Origin of the sequence: uncultured Microbacterium sp. (assembly GCF_963524805.1) — a bacterium.
Lineage (GTDB): Bacteria > Actinomycetota > Actinomycetes > Actinomycetales > Microbacteriaceae > Microbacterium.
On record NZ_CAURGG010000002.1, the window covers coordinates 427,714 to 442,354 of the forward strand.

General features: G+C 64.6%; 11 protein-coding genes. 5 read left to right on the top strand and 6 right to left on the bottom strand.

Annotated features, from left to right (window positions below):
- Positions 1-51 precede the first annotated feature (51 nt).
- Entirely contained in the window at positions 52-645 is a 594-nt protein-coding gene (locus RWQ91_RS06570; RefSeq protein ID WP_314503839.1) for a TetR/AcrR family transcriptional regulator, read from the top strand.
- Positions 646-708: 63 nt separating this feature from the next.
- Here the strand turns inward: RWQ91_RS06570 and RWQ91_RS06575 are convergent, their stop codons facing one another.
- Together RWQ91_RS06575 and RWQ91_RS06580 are read right to left on the bottom strand one after the other, a co-directional pair.
- Positions 709-1,149 carry a GNAT family N-acetyltransferase gene (locus RWQ91_RS06575; protein WP_314503841.1) on the bottom strand — a complete coding sequence of 147 codons (441 nt, stop codon included), beginning with the start codon at positions 1,147-1,149 and terminating at the stop codon, positions 709-711.
- 336 nt (positions 1,150-1,485) lie between these two features.
- Positions 1,486-1,941: a DUF6326 family protein gene (locus tag RWQ91_RS06580; RefSeq protein WP_314503844.1), complete on the bottom strand. Its 456-nt coding sequence runs from the start codon at positions 1,939-1,941 to the stop codon at positions 1,486-1,488.
- Positions 1,942-2,109: 168 nt separating this feature from the next.
- Here RWQ91_RS06580 and RWQ91_RS06585 point away from each other — a divergent pair, with 168 nt between their 5' ends.
- Complete coding sequence (locus tag RWQ91_RS06585; RefSeq protein WP_314503846.1) at positions 2,110-2,775, top strand: TetR/AcrR family transcriptional regulator; 666 nt, start codon at positions 2,110-2,112, stop codon at positions 2,773-2,775.
- A gap of 286 nt (positions 2,776-3,061) precedes the next feature.
- Here RWQ91_RS06585 and RWQ91_RS06590 read toward each other — a convergent pair whose 3' ends face one another.
- Both RWQ91_RS06590 and RWQ91_RS06595 read right to left on the bottom strand, forming a co-directional pair.
- Entirely contained in the window at positions 3,062-4,888 is a 1,827-nt protein-coding gene (locus tag RWQ91_RS06590) for a DUF4209 domain-containing protein (protein WP_314503848.1), read from the bottom strand.
- Between the two features lie 703 nt (positions 4,889-5,591).
- Positions 5,592-6,371: an SGNH/GDSL hydrolase family protein gene (locus RWQ91_RS06595; RefSeq protein WP_314503850.1), complete on the bottom strand. Its 780-nt coding sequence runs from the start codon at positions 6,369-6,371 to the stop codon at positions 5,592-5,594.
- Between the two features lie 353 nt (positions 6,372-6,724).
- On the opposite strand from RWQ91_RS06595, the gene RWQ91_RS06600 reads away from it, so the two are divergent.
- Complete coding sequence (locus tag RWQ91_RS06600) at positions 6,725-7,267, top strand: hypothetical protein (RefSeq protein WP_314503852.1); 543 nt, start codon at positions 6,725-6,727, stop codon at positions 7,265-7,267.
- Between the two features lie 84 nt (positions 7,268-7,351).
- On the opposite strand, the gene RWQ91_RS06605 is transcribed toward RWQ91_RS06600, so the two are convergent.
- Positions 7,352-8,680 (bottom strand): DUF1254 domain-containing protein, encoded by a 1,329-nt coding sequence (locus tag RWQ91_RS06605; protein ID WP_314503855.1) that lies wholly within the window; start codon positions 8,678-8,680, stop codon positions 7,352-7,354.
- Positions 8,681-8,948: 268 nt separating this feature from the next.
- Here RWQ91_RS06605 and RWQ91_RS06610 point away from each other — a divergent pair, with 268 nt between their 5' ends.
- Together RWQ91_RS06610 and RWQ91_RS06615 are read left to right on the top strand one after the other, a co-directional pair.
- Complete coding sequence (locus RWQ91_RS06610) at positions 8,949-11,711, top strand: vWA domain-containing protein (RefSeq protein ID WP_314503857.1); 2,763 nt, start codon at positions 8,949-8,951, stop codon at positions 11,709-11,711.
- Positions 11,712-12,034: 323 nt separating this feature from the next.
- The gene (locus RWQ91_RS06615; RefSeq protein WP_314503859.1) at positions 12,035-12,994 is read left to right on the top strand and encodes a helix-turn-helix domain-containing protein; all 960 of its coding nucleotides are present in this window, start codon (positions 12,035-12,037) and stop codon (positions 12,992-12,994) included.
- Between the two features lie 42 nt (positions 12,995-13,036).
- Here RWQ91_RS06615 and RWQ91_RS06620 read toward each other — a convergent pair whose 3' ends face one another.
- On the bottom strand, positions 13,037-14,398 hold the full coding sequence (locus RWQ91_RS06620) for an alpha/beta hydrolase (RefSeq protein WP_314503861.1): 1,362 nt from the start codon (positions 14,396-14,398) through the stop codon (positions 13,037-13,039).
- Positions 14,399-14,641 lie beyond the last annotated feature (243 nt).

The following is a 14,641-nucleotide window of genomic DNA, read 5'->3' on the forward strand; positions in this document are numbered from 1 at the left end:
TGATCCCATGCACATCCTCGCAATCTGTATACGGAGGATTATACTCCGTATATGGTGGACGAAAGAGGTGCTGTTCTCGTGAAGCGAGCTGACGCTCAACGAAGTCAGCGCAAGCTGCTGGACGCAGCGATAGAGGAGATCCTTATCTTGGGTGGTGAACCCACACGAGATGCCGTCGCTCGACGTGCCGGCGTGGGTATCGGCACGCTCTACCGACACTTTCCCGACCTGCAGAGCCTTCTGCACGCAGTGGTTGTCGACGTACTCGACCGGACTATCCGCGCTGGTGAGGTTGTCCTGTCCGAGGCTGCGACGGGCGTTGACGCGCTGCGCGGCTACATGCACGGCGCTGTCGATGCCGGTCTGGGAGTGGTGAACGTCGTTCACGCTTCGCTAGACAGTGCTGGTTGGCCCTCTCAGCGAGCTGCTGCCCAGGACATGCTCAATCGGCTGATAGATATGGCGCGTCGCGACGGAGCGATAGACGACGGTGTCACGGCAACAGATATCTCGCTGGCCACCATTCGGTTCTGCCGACCACTGGCAATCGGACTTGATCCTGCCGCCGAGCAAGAGATTGCCCATCGCCAGCTCGACTACTTCCTTGACGGCTTGACGGCTGAACCTGGACCGAAGCGCCCCTGAGGGATCCCTGAGCGGGAGCGGCGAGTTACCGTTCGAGTCCACTTGGTCTTGATCCTCGGTAATCTATTCGCGACTCGGTTCATAGCCGCGGCCCCAGCGGAGCATCCACGACTCAGGGTCGGTGAGTCGCTGGAACCCAAACTTCTCGTAGAGGCTGTGTGCGTCTTCGGTGAAGAGAGCTGTCCGCTTCAGGCCGAGTGGTTCGAGGTCGTCGATGATTCCTTGCATGATGCGCGAACCGACTCCACGACCTCGGGCTTCCGGTGCGACGAAGACATCAGCGATCCAAGCGAACGTCGCGCCGTCGGTGATGGCTCGTGCGTAGCCGAGCTGCGGTCCACCGTCGCCGTCGAAAACGCCGTAGTTGCGGGAGCCGGCCATCGCCGCGTCGTGAGCTTCTCGGGTTCGACCGCGCGCCCAGTATGACTCCTCCGAGAGCCAGCGGTGTACACGGTCGACGTCCATCGCCGACTCCTCGGATGAGAAGACCAGATCATTCGCCATGCCTCGATGAAATCAGCATCGACGCCCCCATCCGCCGTGCTAACTCGATGCACGTGGACTGGTCCGGAGGGTCCGCGGTCGAACGACCGACGGCCGAGGCATCGTCATTAGACGGCACACCAGGAGTCATGTCGACCTAACTGGAGGTTCAGCCGCTGAGAAACGGCAGGCACCGCGAGGATGCCTTCCTAGCCCGGAAGATACAGCCTTCCCTCTTGGTTGTGAAGTCAGTCACGCAGAGCAATCGCTGACTGGAGTTTCAACCAGCGAACGCCGAGACAGGTGCCCCTGCCCGTGGTGGCGCGAGCGAAGGATGGTCTGGCGGGGGGTGAATAGTCACGCCGGCTCTGGCGTGCGGCGTGGCTCGCTGTCGAGGCTGGTCGCCGTAGTCGCCGCCGACGCCATGCGGCGTGACCAGGTCCCGGCGGCGCGCAGGATGAAAGCGAGGATCAGCACCTCCACTCCGATGGTGAGGGCGTAATAGAAGGCGTAGTCCCAGGTCGCCCCCGCCGCGTTGAACACCATGACGGGGATGTACAGCGACGCCACGACGAGGTTCGTAGCGCGGTTCACACGAGCGGGCAGCGTGATCGAGAGCATCACCATGAGGGCCGGGATCGCGATGACTGCGAAGAAGATGCTCATCAACGTCCCGCTGATATCGAACGCGAAGATGACGCCACCGCGGATTTCGTCGATCTCGCCGGGCTGGTAGAGGTGAAAGTAGTCGATGTAGATGACGAGGAACATGAGGCTTGTCCAGGCTGCCGCAAGCTGGGCCTGCACCGGCATCCCCCGATCTTTCAACGGGCTCTCAAAAGGCCGGTTCTCGCGTGCGGTGTGGGATTGACGTGTTCTCATCAAATGCTCCTTGGCTTGCTTCGTGTGGGTTGCGACTTACAGCTGTAAGGCTCTATGTCCACCGTAGCCTTACGGGTGTAAGTGCGCAAGGATAGGACGATGACGCGGCGCACACCACTGAGCAGGGAAAGGGTGATCGCCGGGGCCGGCGCCGTGGCCGACCGGGCAGGTGTCGACGCCGTCAGCATGCGCAGTGTCGCGAAGGTGCTCGGCGTTGAGGCGATGTCGCTCTACCATCACGTTCCCAACAAGGAGGCGCTGCTCGACGACCTCGTCGACTGGGTGTTCGAGATGATCGAGCTGCCCGAGGTCGGCGATACCTGGCGTGAGGGGCTCACCCGCCGGGCACGGTCTGCGCGCTCGATTCTCACCGCTCACCCCTGGGCGCTCGGGATGATGGTGCGCACCAACCCGGGGCCGGCGCTGCTACAGCACCACGACCGGCTGCTGGGCGTCCTGATGGCCGAGGGCTTCAGCGCCGCGCTCGCAACACATGCCTTCTCGGCGATCGATGCCTACGTGTATGGCTTCGCGTTGACCGAGACGACCCTGCCGTTCGAACCTGGCGAGGGCGCCGAGGAAGCATTCGCCTCCCAGGTTGCGGCGTCGGCGGAGCTGTATCCGCACATTGCGCGCTCGCGAGCCGAGCTGTTTGGCGATGCCGGATACGCATTCGGGGATGAGTTCGACTACGGGCTGGAGTTGCTGCTCGAGGGCTTGGAGCGCCGAGTCGCCGAGGAGAGCCCGGCGCCACGCGAGCGTTAGAGCATCCCTTAGCGGGCGGCGGGGAGCAGGTCGGCGACGATCGTCTCGCAGGAGGTTCGCTCAGTGATCGGGCGAGATGGGTTCAGGCCTAGGCCGGGGTATCGAGATCTCGGCCCGTTGCGGCTGACCATTCGGTGATTACCCGGCGACTTATAGCGCCGAGAGGTTTCTCAGGCTGGTTCAGCTTCGTGGCGTCGGTGTACAGGACGGCGCACTTTTCGGCTACCGGAGGGCTGGCCATTGGGTGAGCCCGTTCCCGCGTCGCACGGAACCCAGCAGCGAATAGTCAGTTGGGCGGCGGACTCTCTGAAGTCTCGTTCTCGACCGTGTTTGCAGCGGAGCGTTCTGCTGTGTCCGCACCTTGCTGCCGCGCGTTGTAATAGGGAATGTAGGCGAGGCGAAACGCCATCCACCATGCGTTGAGCATCGCGACGCTGTTCGCTTCGTCCGAAGAAATCAGACCGTGCGCGACCCGGTTCCGCAGGTTCGACCCGAGCGGGCCGCAGTACAGCGCCCGAATGTTCCAGGCGAGGTCCATCCCAAGAACCTCGTCCGCCCCGGGGAGCTCCATGAGTGCGCTCAGACCTGGCTCGATTTCTGTGTCGTCCTGCCGGATGGTTCTGGTTTCTACTCCGCCGCGTTGAAGTGCGGCGCGGACACAGGCTTCGGTCGCTGGAGCGAGAAGGAAGATCGACTCTGCGAACCGCTCGTAGTAACCGTGGAAGAGCCCACGGGCGTACAGGCCACGGACTTCATCTGGGATGAACGGCGACGCAGATACGATCACCTCGAAGTCTCCGAGCGTGAGTCGCTGACGCGTGCTGAACTCGCGAAGTGCAGGCCAGATGTAACCCGAAACCAGCAGGGAGCTTTTCAGCTCGAACGACCGGATCATCTCAGACCATTCGTCATCGGGAACGCCCATCCGTTCTCCGGTTCCCTCCGACCGGTGAATCGTGCGCCCGTCGCGATCGACCGTCGTTCTCGTGAACATATGGAGGAGCGGGTGCTCCGCCATCTGTTTCTGAGCGTCCTCGCGCGCGGTTGCGAAGCTCTCTAGGGGAGCGTGAGCGAGCCATGCCGCAAGTGCGTCCAGCACACTCTCGATCTGCGCGATGCGGCGCGCGGACTCCGTGATCCCGGTGAGGTCGATCGGATCGCCCTCGATGGCTGCCATCTCGCTCAGCGCTGCGTCCCCCTCGACTCGGATCAGTGCGGGGAGCGCCGCAAGCCTGCCGAGCACGTGCTCCGATCTGTGACGGCTGGAGATTGCTCGGTAGGCGCTGAATGCGTTCCCGAAGAAGTCCCGAGCAACCATGTGCGAGTCCGACCGGCGGGTTTCTGCGTCACGCCACCAGGAGTCTCCGATCATCGTCTGTCGCGCGGACCGGGCGGGTTCGTTGTCACCTCTCGTCCATCGAATCGACTCCTCGTACAGCTGCCTCTGAAAGTGGCCGTCGGGAGTCTCGGTTCCAAGGGATTGGAGGCGGCTGGCGACTTCGTCGGCGTCCGGAAAGTACCGGGCTGCGCGCATAGTGCGCGCCATCGCCAACGCTGTGGAGGAGTCACCCGCACGAAAGGTGTCAAGGCCAAGGTCGATCAGCGCATCCTTCTCGGCATCCATGTGGAATCGCGCGGCGATGTCGGCGGCGCGCTGCCAGTCCTCTTGTTCGCTTCGGCTGAGGTCACGCGTGAATCCGGCGGTGGTCCAGCGACTTACCGCTTCCTTCGCCCACCGGTAGCGCTCGTCCTTAATGGTCGCTCGAACATGCAGGACATCTGCGAGCCGTGCCGAGAACTGGCTCGGCGGCAGCGTCGGGATGAGCCTCTCGAGGAAGAGCAACTCGATCGGAGTGAAATCAGTGGGAACGTGTGTCCGCCGATCGTCGATCTGCATCAGAGGCTTGTACGGCATGTCCCAATCGGAACCGTCCAGCATCATGCCGATCACCGCGGCGAGAATCGAGATGGCCTTTGCTGCGATCGGGTCGTCATCGGTTCTCGCCGCGAGCTGCTGTAGGTCGTTCCACGCCTTGGCGGGCTCGGCGTCTGCGGCGCTCGACCATTCGACCCGCGCAAGAGCAACAACCATCTCATCCGCCTCGACATCCATGGCCGAAACCTAGTCGCTAGGGCAGACGTTCACACGTGCACGATCCTTGACATTCTCTCTGGTCATCGCGGGTGGGCGATCGGCGCCAGTAGCGACGCTTCGGGTAGCGCGGTTCCCAGTAGCTGTCACGCCACCCGTTGCGAACCCTGTAGAGCGCTTCCGGCGCATTCAAACGGGTCGCTCAGGGGACGAGAAGAAGACTCGCCACCATGCCACAGACGACACCGATGCCGACCTCGGCGGCCCCCACCAGGCATCTCGCCGCGCGGGCGCTCGGATCTCTTCCGAGTGCCGGATCCCTCAGCGGGCGGGTCTTGCTGCAGCGGCCGATCAATCGCCCGATGAGCGAGCCCTTTCGAGCGAACTCTCGCCGGCCGGGTTTCGGTCTCCTGGTGGTGACGAGCGGTCGTGGTCTTGCCGCACGCTGGCGCCCTTGTCGGCCCGACGGGATGATCGGCGTCGCCTCTCCCGGTGCGACGCCGACCCGTGTGCCAGAGCGAGCAGCCTTGCGGGGTGGCAGCGAGGGATGAACCGCTCGGCATCTCTGGGACGCACCGGAGCGTAGTTGATCGCGATTCAGACATCCCAGCGGGCGCGCTGTGGTCGGCGATCGTGCCGCAGGCGCCGTCAGCCGCGTCCGGTTCTCAGCTTCCGAACCCCCGCCACTCGGAGACATTCGAGCGACGACGAGGGATGCTGCGGGCTAGCGTTCCAACTCGGCAAGCCCCACGGCAACGATCGCGTCGGCGACCGCCTGCATTGCCTCCTGCGTGTTCGGATCTGCTGGCTCGTCTCCGGCAGGTCCGTTGAGCACCGGTCGCAGGTCCACGCACTGCCCACCATGGGCAGCGGCGACCTCGCACGACACGCTATTGAAACTGGCGAAGGTCTTCGTGCCCATATCCTTGCCGAGGAATCCGAGCCCGGGGTCGGTATAGAACTCGTTGCTCACCCCCACGAGGCGCAGCGCTGTCGGCTGACCTTCACGCAACCACTCGACTTCGGTGGCGAATCCATCGAGATTCTGCCGCCAGTGTTCGGTCAGCGCGCTGAGGCACCCCATCCCGTCTGCGCCTCCGCATGTTCCCGCGGCGTAGCTCTGGAACACGTCGCCGAACTGGTCAAAGTCATTGACCCCCTGGTTGATGATCACGACGTCGGCGCCTGCGATGGCCTCACGGTAGCGCGCATCATTGCGGAACTCCGCGAGGAGCGAATCAGTGTTCCCGCCATTCTCGACAAGATCGACCACGTCCACGTTGACGCCATACTCGCTCTCGTAGCCCGCCTCCAAAAGCTTCGGCCAGGGTGTGCAGTCGCCGCAGTGCGCGCCGTAGCCCCAGGAGTCGCCGAATACCACAACGGTGTAGGCGGGATCGTCAGCAGGCGATTCGGCGACGTTCGGCGAGCCGGCGCCCGCTGGCGCGGGGGGAGTGGCCGCGCATCCCGCAAGCAGGGCGACGGCAGCGACGAGTGCGATCACTCGGACAGAGCGGTCATGTGCATTCTCAGCCGTTGCGGGCTTTCGCAACGTCGCGGCATTCTCGCGGCGTCGCGGCGCGACACGCGACACTGTCTTATCGCGGTGCGCAAGACCGACAGATGACATGAGGATCCCTCTCGTCGGACGCTCTCCAACGCTGCAGCCCCAAAGTCCTGGCCGGCAGACCCATTTGTACCGAATTCTGGTGACGCCCGGTAGTAGCAACGATGCTCCGGCTGCCGAGTCGCACGATGGATCCATGTCCGGGCAGTGCACGATTAGGAGCCCATGCGGGCGATCGATCTGCCACCGTGGCGCCGAGGTTTGTCGGCGCTGTCCGCCAGACTCCTGCCATGACCGACTACTCGACGTACATTGCCCCCGTGGCAACAGTCCTAGCAGCCGGGGTCGGCGCCTACCTCAGTGGGCGGCTCGGGCAGCGAAACGCCGAGAGCGACGCAAGGCGGACCCGCCGCCAGGAGCTGGCTGACTCGGCCATCGCGGCGTGCCACGCACTACGAGGCGCGCTCCACAAGAGTGATCCTCGTTGGACGGGACGTGAATGGGAACGGGTGCTGGGTGACACCTACGACTCACTGAACGCAGCAGCCCCAGTGCTACCGCGCCGATTGCTGCATCTGCGAAGAAGCATTCGTGCTGCGTGTGGGGAAGCATTGGGTGGGGTTGCGGTTTTCGAACTAATTGAAGTGCGTGAACACATGGAGCCAACCGACTTCGACTCGCAATGGACGGAGTATGCCCGCGATTACGTGGATCTGGCCATGCAGGCGCTGCAACACTGGCGTGAAGCGACAGAACGCGACGCCGAGAAGGTGGGCGCACCCACCTATGACGAGTGGCTGAGGAACACCGGTCGGTACCGACCCTCGCCATAGGGCGATGCCGCCATCGCGCTCTCACTGGATCCCTCAACGAACACTGGTCCCGCGATCGTTGACAGTCGTCTCGCAGAGCGGGCGTCAATCGATCCTGGAGTCGTGCTGGGTTCGTGGCGTCAGTGGAGTGATGGGCGGCAGCTGGTAGTGGCCCTCGGCGATCGCAGCGTCGCCCCCGTAGGCGCGGATGATCACGGTGAATGGTCCGCTTGGTGAGGGGAGCCAGTTGGCTGCCCGGTCCGGATCGGCCGGTCTTTCGTTTTGGACGTAGAGGGTGAGTGAGCCGTCGTCGTCGTCGTAGTGGATGCCAGGCGTGCGGTCGCCGATGGAGTACCGGTCAAGCTCGTTCGCGCTCAGCAGCCGTTCGGGGAGGGTGTAGAGCGTCGCGGACCAGAAGAAGCGCGCTTTGGGGAGTTGGTCGACGGTGAAGGTGATGGTGTAGTCGGTGGCGCCGGTGATGTGGTTGCCGGCGGAGTCGACGAGCCAGCCGCCGTACCAGGCGATCGCGGGCGGCAGCCCGTAAAGGCCCTTCTTCGCACCGACGTTGCGGTTGTCGTACGCCCCGGCCATCTCGTCTCGGGTGCCGAACAGCCCGGTAGAGCTGGCGGTGTGGGCAGCGACGTCCTCGAGGTGTGCGATGCCGTCGGCGAGTCCTTGCTCGAAGGCCACCCGGGTGTCGTTATCCAGTTCGCTCGTGCGGAACGTGCCGCGTCCGTCGATGCCGATGGAGGCGAGGCGGTCGCGGATGTCCTGGTCTTCGGGGAGGGGCGGTGCGAACTGCAGGAGGTGATCGAGGTAGTCGTAGAAGCGGATGTCGGTCGCGGCGGCCTCATTCCAATCTGGCCACGCAAGCGGTTCGGCGGCAGGTGCGGGGGTGCCTTGATGTTCCGACAGGGGGACGGCCGTGTATGACTGCTGGATGCGGCGGAGTCCGTCGACGTCGCCGTCGGTGAATGCGGTGCGGCCCAAGCATCCGACGAAGTCCGTGGAAGCGGTGATGACGCCGTCGAAACCGTCGGGTATGCCACCGGTCCACGACGGTCCGGCAAGCAGGTGCCTGCCGGGGCCGGTCCCGGTGGTGGCGGCACTCACGTAGCCGGCGTACACCGTGTAGAGGTCATGGAAGGGGAGGATGTAGAACCGGTCGATCGACGGAACCTCGATAACCCAGGGCTCGGCCCGCAGATCGAACCACCCCCACGAGTAGGGAGTGTCGTTGTTCGGCGTGACGATGTCGGTATTGGCGGGAGTGAACGGCTCCGAGTAGTGCCGGTACTGCCCGAACCCGCCGGTGAAGCGCGGATCTTCGGCGTCGACGGCCTGTTCATACAGGGTGCGGTAGTTCTCGATCATGGCGTATCCGAAGGTGTACGCGTCGCGAGCAATAGATCGCAGATCTTGCGCATCAGCCATGAATCGACGCTAGCCGAGCAACGGACTCAACGTCCCGCGTCTTCGCCCGATCCGCCTTCGGATCCCTTACCGAGCGAGGGTGGACCCATCGGTCGCAATCGTCTCGCTGAGCCTCCGTCGAACGACAATCCGTGGACGCCTACTCGTCCCCGTCATGGCTGACAATCGTCCCGCTTGAGTACCAGGCAAATGCGTGTCCGTCGCGCGCTGTATCAGCGATGGCTTTCGCGCACTCCTTCCATTCATCCGCAGGTTTGAGGAGACGCTCATGAGTCACAACACCGGCACGATCCACCCCACCAACATCGCTGTGGGTCCACGCAGTGGCCAACCCGGTGCCGGGGGCACATGGACGCACGACATCACGATCCCTCCGGCGAACGGTGGTCCCCGCTATGTGCTGCTGCACTTCGCAAGTGCGAACCTGCCAGGCGGCGACCGCATTGAGGTGGATCTGGGCTATGACACGGACGTGTTCACCGCGGGTTCGAACACCCGGTTCTGGACGCGCCCAATCGACATTCCCGCAGCCGGCGGGCCCGGCGGGAAGGTGCGCATACGTGTCATTTCGGGCGGGGGCGCGGGATCCGGCGCAGTGGTCGACATGATTGGTGTGGGTGAGGCGCTGGCCGGCACCCAGGACCCGAGCAGCATGTCGAATTCCGACCCGTTCCTGCGAAAGCTGACCGCTGCGGGCGTGTACGCCGAGCCGAAGTACGACCCCTACTGGTTCGCTCACACGCCACCTTGGTGGGCGAACGTCGAAGCCATGCCGGCCGGTCACATCGGGCGGCAAGTCGCGCCCTCCGTGGGAATGATCGTCTCCTTGCATTCGCACGGCGGCCACATGGGCCTGTCCACCTGCTCTGTCACGCTCATCGGACCTGACCTTGCGATCATGGCCGGACACTGCATCGAAGACCTCACGGCCGAGATCGAGAGCGCCTCCGTGACCTTCGACTATGAGACGAGCGCCACGGGCGCCCGGCCCGCAGGCTACGCGCCGGTGTTCCACAAGGTGGTCGGCTACCGAAACTACCGCTGGAACGATGCCGTAAAGAGGCTCGATTACGTACTGCTTCAGCTCGCCGTGCCACAAGGCGGCATTCAGGCCCCCGTCGTCCAGGTGCGCAACACACTTCCCGCCGTCGGCGAAAAGGTGTTCGGCATCCATCACCCCAACGGTGCAGTCAAAAAGATCTCGCCGGACGCGAATCTAGGCTGGGAAGCGACGGTCAAGTCAGTGGTCGCCGATGGTCCGGCCCGAAACATCTACGTGTCACTCGACGTCAGCGGTGGCAGCTCCGGCTCCGGCCTCTTCGATATGCAGGGGAGGTTTCTCGGCACACTGAGCAACGGATCCGCCGGCAACCTGGCGTACTGCTCGAGCCTGTCGATTCTCGACGACATCGCAACTCCGCCGACTCCCCTCGAGCGCAGTGTGGTCTTGGTGATGGACCGATCGGGCAGTATGAGCCAGCCGGCGCTGCATGGCACCCGCACGAAGCTGCAAGAGGCGCGGGATGCGGCTTCCCTGTTCGTTCAGCTCGTCCGATCCAACAGCGGCAACCGCATCGGAATGGTCTCCTTCAGCACGGCAGTCACGTCGCCAGAGGACTTCTCGATGCGCGACGTGAACGGCGGAGCCAAGAACCAGCTGGTGGGCGGCGCGCCGTACTCGGGCGGGAAGATCGGGGCGCTCGTGGCCGGCGGGAACACCGCCATCGGGCAAGGTCTGCAGAAGGGACGCGGAATGCTGTCGGCTGAGACGACACCCACCGCGATTCTGCTGCTCACCGACGGCCAACAGAATGTGAAGCCGGACATCCAGACAGTAAGCGCGGGCCTCGCGCCGACGACAGTGCACGCGATCGGATTCGGCTCACCGGCTCAACTGGACGGACCGACGCTTAGTCGACTCGTGCAGCAGCACGGCGGCCTGTACACCCACGCTGGGAACGGGCTCCAGCTGCGGAAGTTCTTCGCGCTCGCTTTCGGTGACATCTTCGAGAGCGGGACACTGAAGGATCCCGACTACGTGCTGCGCAGCGGCCAGCGAGAGTCAGACCCGATCGAGTTCTCAGTCCTCGAAGAAACCGAGATAACGGTCGTCGTCGGCTGGGAGCAGGGCTCGTCGCAGCTCGGTTTTACACTGACCGCACCAAGCGGCGAAGTGATCGGCGTCAGCGACCCGCTGCTCGAAACCGATGCCAGCGGGCAATGGATATTCGGGCGGCTGGATCTGCGGAACGTGGTGGATCCCGTGGGGATCTGGCGCCTGCTGGTCTACCGTGAGGATCACTCGCAGTTCGACCGGAAGCTCGACCCCGATATCGAGGTGGACTTCTTCGCGAGCGTCATCGCGACCGGTGGGGCGCGGATCGTCAACCGCACGCTCGCGGGCGACTACCGGATCGGCGATGTCGTCAACCCCGTGGTCGCGCTCATCGACGCCAACGGCGAGCCAGTGGACGGCGAGGTGGTCCTCACCATCACGGAACCCGACGGGTCGCTCGCCGACACCTTCGCGTCGACTCCGCCTCAGCCGCCAGACTGGATCGCGGGTGATCACCGCGGCTCGTACGAGGCAACCCTCGTCGATCTTGAAACTGCAGTCGGGGATCTCGTGAAGACAATCGATTCCGACGTCATCCTCGGCCAACGCCCGGAAGACACCGGCACTTTGGAAAGCCCGGGCCGCTTCGGAGTAGTGCTGAGCGGCCTGTTCCGGGTGGACGGCACGTACACATTCCACGCGAAAGCGACGTATGGCGCCGGCCGCGGCACTCGAGAGCTGAAATGGAGCATCGAAGTGGCACCGAAGGAAGACCCGAACCGCGACGATGCCTGGGTGGATCCACGCGATGACCGTCCCCACGATGATCCGCACGACGAGCCTGTCGAAGAGCCGCGCAAGGGGGGCGGCAGGAAGCCGCGGCTGAATCACCCGAACGCAAGCAAGGCCAAGGCGAAGAAGGCGGCCAAGCGCCTACGGATCCGCCGAGACCCCGGCACGACGAATGCCGACTGAAGGGATCTGCGCGCGGTCGAAGAGGCGCCGAATCACGGCCGGCTCGACCTGGATTTCGCGCCCATCTCGACAGTGTTGATGTGGATCCCTTAGCGGACAGCGGTCGCAAGGTCGTCGGCATTCGACTCGCAGAGGGACCGCTCATCGATCCGAGAACGGCACTGCTAGCGTGCGTTCAATAGTTCGCGGCTCGGGGGCGGTCGGACGGTTGCGGTCACTGGCGTGTGCTGGATTGGTATTCCGGGGCGTAGCCTCACGCTATGGTTCGTTCGTTGTCCGACCGAGGACAAGCTCTTGACGAGCTCGGACACCGAGGAAGAACCGTGAGCGAACCACGTATTGTGATCGTCGGATTCCCCTCTGCACAGATCCTCGATATCACCGGCCCTCTCGAGGTGTTTTCCACCGCCTCACGGTTTCTGCGGATACCCCGGTATGCGACTGAACTGGTCAGCACGGATGGTGGGTCGGTCCTCTCCACGAGCGGGCTCGCGTTCGCCACCGAACCGATCGAACAGGTCACCGGCCGGATCGACACGCTCGTGGTCTCCGGCGGCCGAGACATGAATGAGGCGGCCGCCGATGCGAGGCTGATCGAGAACATTCAACGGCTCGCCGCGCAGTCACGGCGGGTCACGTCCGTCTGCTCAGGCGCGTTCCTTCTCGCCGCAGCGGGACTCCTGGCCGGGCGACGTGCCACCACGCATTGGGCGGAGTGCGCGGACCTGGAACGGGACTACCCGGATATCTCGGTCGAGCCGGACGCCATCTACGTGCAGGACGGGAACGTCTGGACCTCGGCCGGTGTCACCGCAGGGATAGACCTGGCGCTCGCCCTGGTCGCGGACGACTACGGCCGCAAAGCTGCCGCGACCGTCGCCCGGCGCCTTGTCGTGTATCTCCGCCGGTCGGGCGGGCAGGCGCAGTTCTCAGCGGTGCTCGCCGCCCAGTCTGCGAACGACGAACCTATCCGCGACCTGCTGGAGTGGATCCCCGACAATCTCGCCGCTGATCTGTCCATCCCCGCGATGGCATTGCGCACGCACCTGTCGGATAGGCAGTTCAGCCGCGTCTTCAGATCCGAGGTCGGAATCACGCCGGCGGAACATGTGGAGGCGGTGCGGATGGAGGCGGCGTGCCGCCTTCTGGAGACCACGCTCCTGGGGGTAGAAGAGATTGCACGGGCCTGCGGGTTCGGGACCCCGGAGACGATGAACCGAGCGTTCCGGCGACGACTCAACACGACGCCCGGCGAGCACCGGCACCACTTCGGATCGGCGTGACGGTGGACGCACCCCTGGCAAACGGTCGCATCGCCTTCCAGATCACTTAACCAGAGGCTCCCCGCTGCGAACGGAAGCGACCACAGAGAGAATCGCTTCCGCGGTGGCATCGGCCCCGTCCAGTTCGGAGACCAACGATTGGTGGCTGGCATCTTCCACGACGCGGTGAACACTGTTGGTCGACAGGGTGGCCATGTGATCCTGGGCGACGAACCATGCGGCATCGTTTCCGATACGCGCGGTGAGGACGAATAGGGGCTTGTCGCCGAGGTCCGTGAGGGATGCTGCGGACTTGACCGCGTCGCCGGCGTCGGCGTACTCGTCGATCGTGCTGCGCAGGTCGCGGGCGGTACCGCCGAGCAGGTGGCCGAGTCCGAGCTGGGCTGAGGTTGAGACCAGTGCGAAGGCACGCTCGAGGACGTAGGGGCGGGCCGTGTAGTCCGGCGCGGAAGCGTTGGGTGCGGTGGAGTCGATCAGCACCATACCTGCGACCTCACTGGGGTAGCGGGCGGCGTATGTCTGCACGTAGAGCCCCCCGAACGAATGGCCCGCCAGCACGTACGGTCCGGGGACATGTGCCCGCTGCAGCAGCGCATGCAAGTCGATCGCAATCTGGATGCCGTGGGGGGAAGTCTGCGCGGACTCGCTCCGGCCGCGCCCGGCACGGTCATAGACGCACACACGCGTGTCGCTGGAGACGGCTTCGGAGATGAGCTGAAGGTCGGCTGCCATCTCGCCACCGCCTGCTTCCACCACGACGGTGGGGCTGCCGTAGCCCGTGCAGGACAGGTGCAGGCGGTGATCGCCGACATCGATCAGCTGTCCCGCCATTGGCTTCGCCTGCGCGTCCGCTGCCTCACCGATGCTCTGGTAGCCGCCTCCCACCGAGGCAAGGCCAAGCAGCACGCTCACGGGGTAGAGCACCCAGCGGCTGCGCGAGCCGGGGAGGGTCCGGTGCACCTGGACGATCATCCAGATCGAGCACGCGAGCATCACCGGCGGCCAGATCCAATTCAGCACCGGCAGTGCGGCGCCGAATAAGACCAGGAACACACCGCTGGCACCCATCAGCAGCGCCGGTACCAACGCCCACCGCTGGGGCTGGTCGGTGAACCGTACCGAGAGCAGCGCGAGTATCGCCCAGCCGAGAGCAAACCCGCACAGCACCGACCCGGTCACGGCGCTCTGGGTCGCCGGCCCGAACGGGGCGGCGACCAGGAGAGCGGCAGAGGCGAGCCCGGCGGCCAGCGAACCCAGGACGACCAGTCCGATCCGTCCGCGCCGCGCGGGAGCGCGGCCTCCTGCCAAGTTGTGCCCATGCTCCGCTGCGGCAGAGGTGGCGGTGAGGGTCGAAATGGTAGTCACAACAGGCTCCGTTCCTTGGGGCCGCGGCGTGAAGAGCACGGCATGTTCGTGGACTTGCCCTCACGGTAGGAGCCCCACACGGGATCACCTAGGACACCGTCTTGACGAATCCGGACACGTGGCCGAGATCGTCAAGACGGTGTCCTAGGCGGCTGCGCGGATCCGTCCATACCGTGAAGACGTCCCACCCAAACGACGACGAATCGAGACCAGATGCGTCCCCAACGCAGTGCCGACATGCGGTGGTTGTGGCTGTTCACGACCGCCGCTCTCACGGCGATC

What these genes read in the sequence shown, in the direction of transcription:
- RWQ91_RS06570 (WP_314503839.1), top strand. Translation starts at nt 52, where the DNA reads ATGGTGGACGAAAGAGGTGCTGTTCTCGTGAAGCGAGCTGACGCTCAA.
- RWQ91_RS06575 (WP_314503841.1), bottom strand. Translation starts at nt 1,149, where the DNA reads ATGGCGAATGATCTGGTCTTCTCATCCGAGGAGTCGGCGATGGACGTC.
- RWQ91_RS06580 (WP_314503844.1), bottom strand. Translation starts at nt 1,941, where the DNA reads ATGCCGGTGCAGGCCCAGCTTGCGGCAGCCTGGACAAGCCTCATGTTC.
- RWQ91_RS06585 (WP_314503846.1), top strand. Translation starts at nt 2,110, where the DNA reads ATGACGCGGCGCACACCACTGAGCAGGGAAAGGGTGATCGCCGGGGCC.
- RWQ91_RS06590 (WP_314503848.1), bottom strand. Translation starts at nt 4,888, where the DNA reads ATGGATGTCGAGGCGGATGAGATGGTTGTTGCTCTTGCGCGGGTCGAA.
- RWQ91_RS06600 (WP_314503852.1), top strand. Translation starts at nt 6,725, where the DNA reads ATGACCGACTACTCGACGTACATTGCCCCCGTGGCAACAGTCCTAGCA.
- RWQ91_RS06605 (WP_314503855.1), bottom strand. Translation starts at nt 8,680, where the DNA reads ATGGCTGATGCGCAAGATCTGCGATCTATTGCTCGCGACGCGTACACC.
- RWQ91_RS06610 (WP_314503857.1), top strand. Translation starts at nt 8,949, where the DNA reads ATGAGTCACAACACCGGCACGATCCACCCCACCAACATCGCTGTGGGT.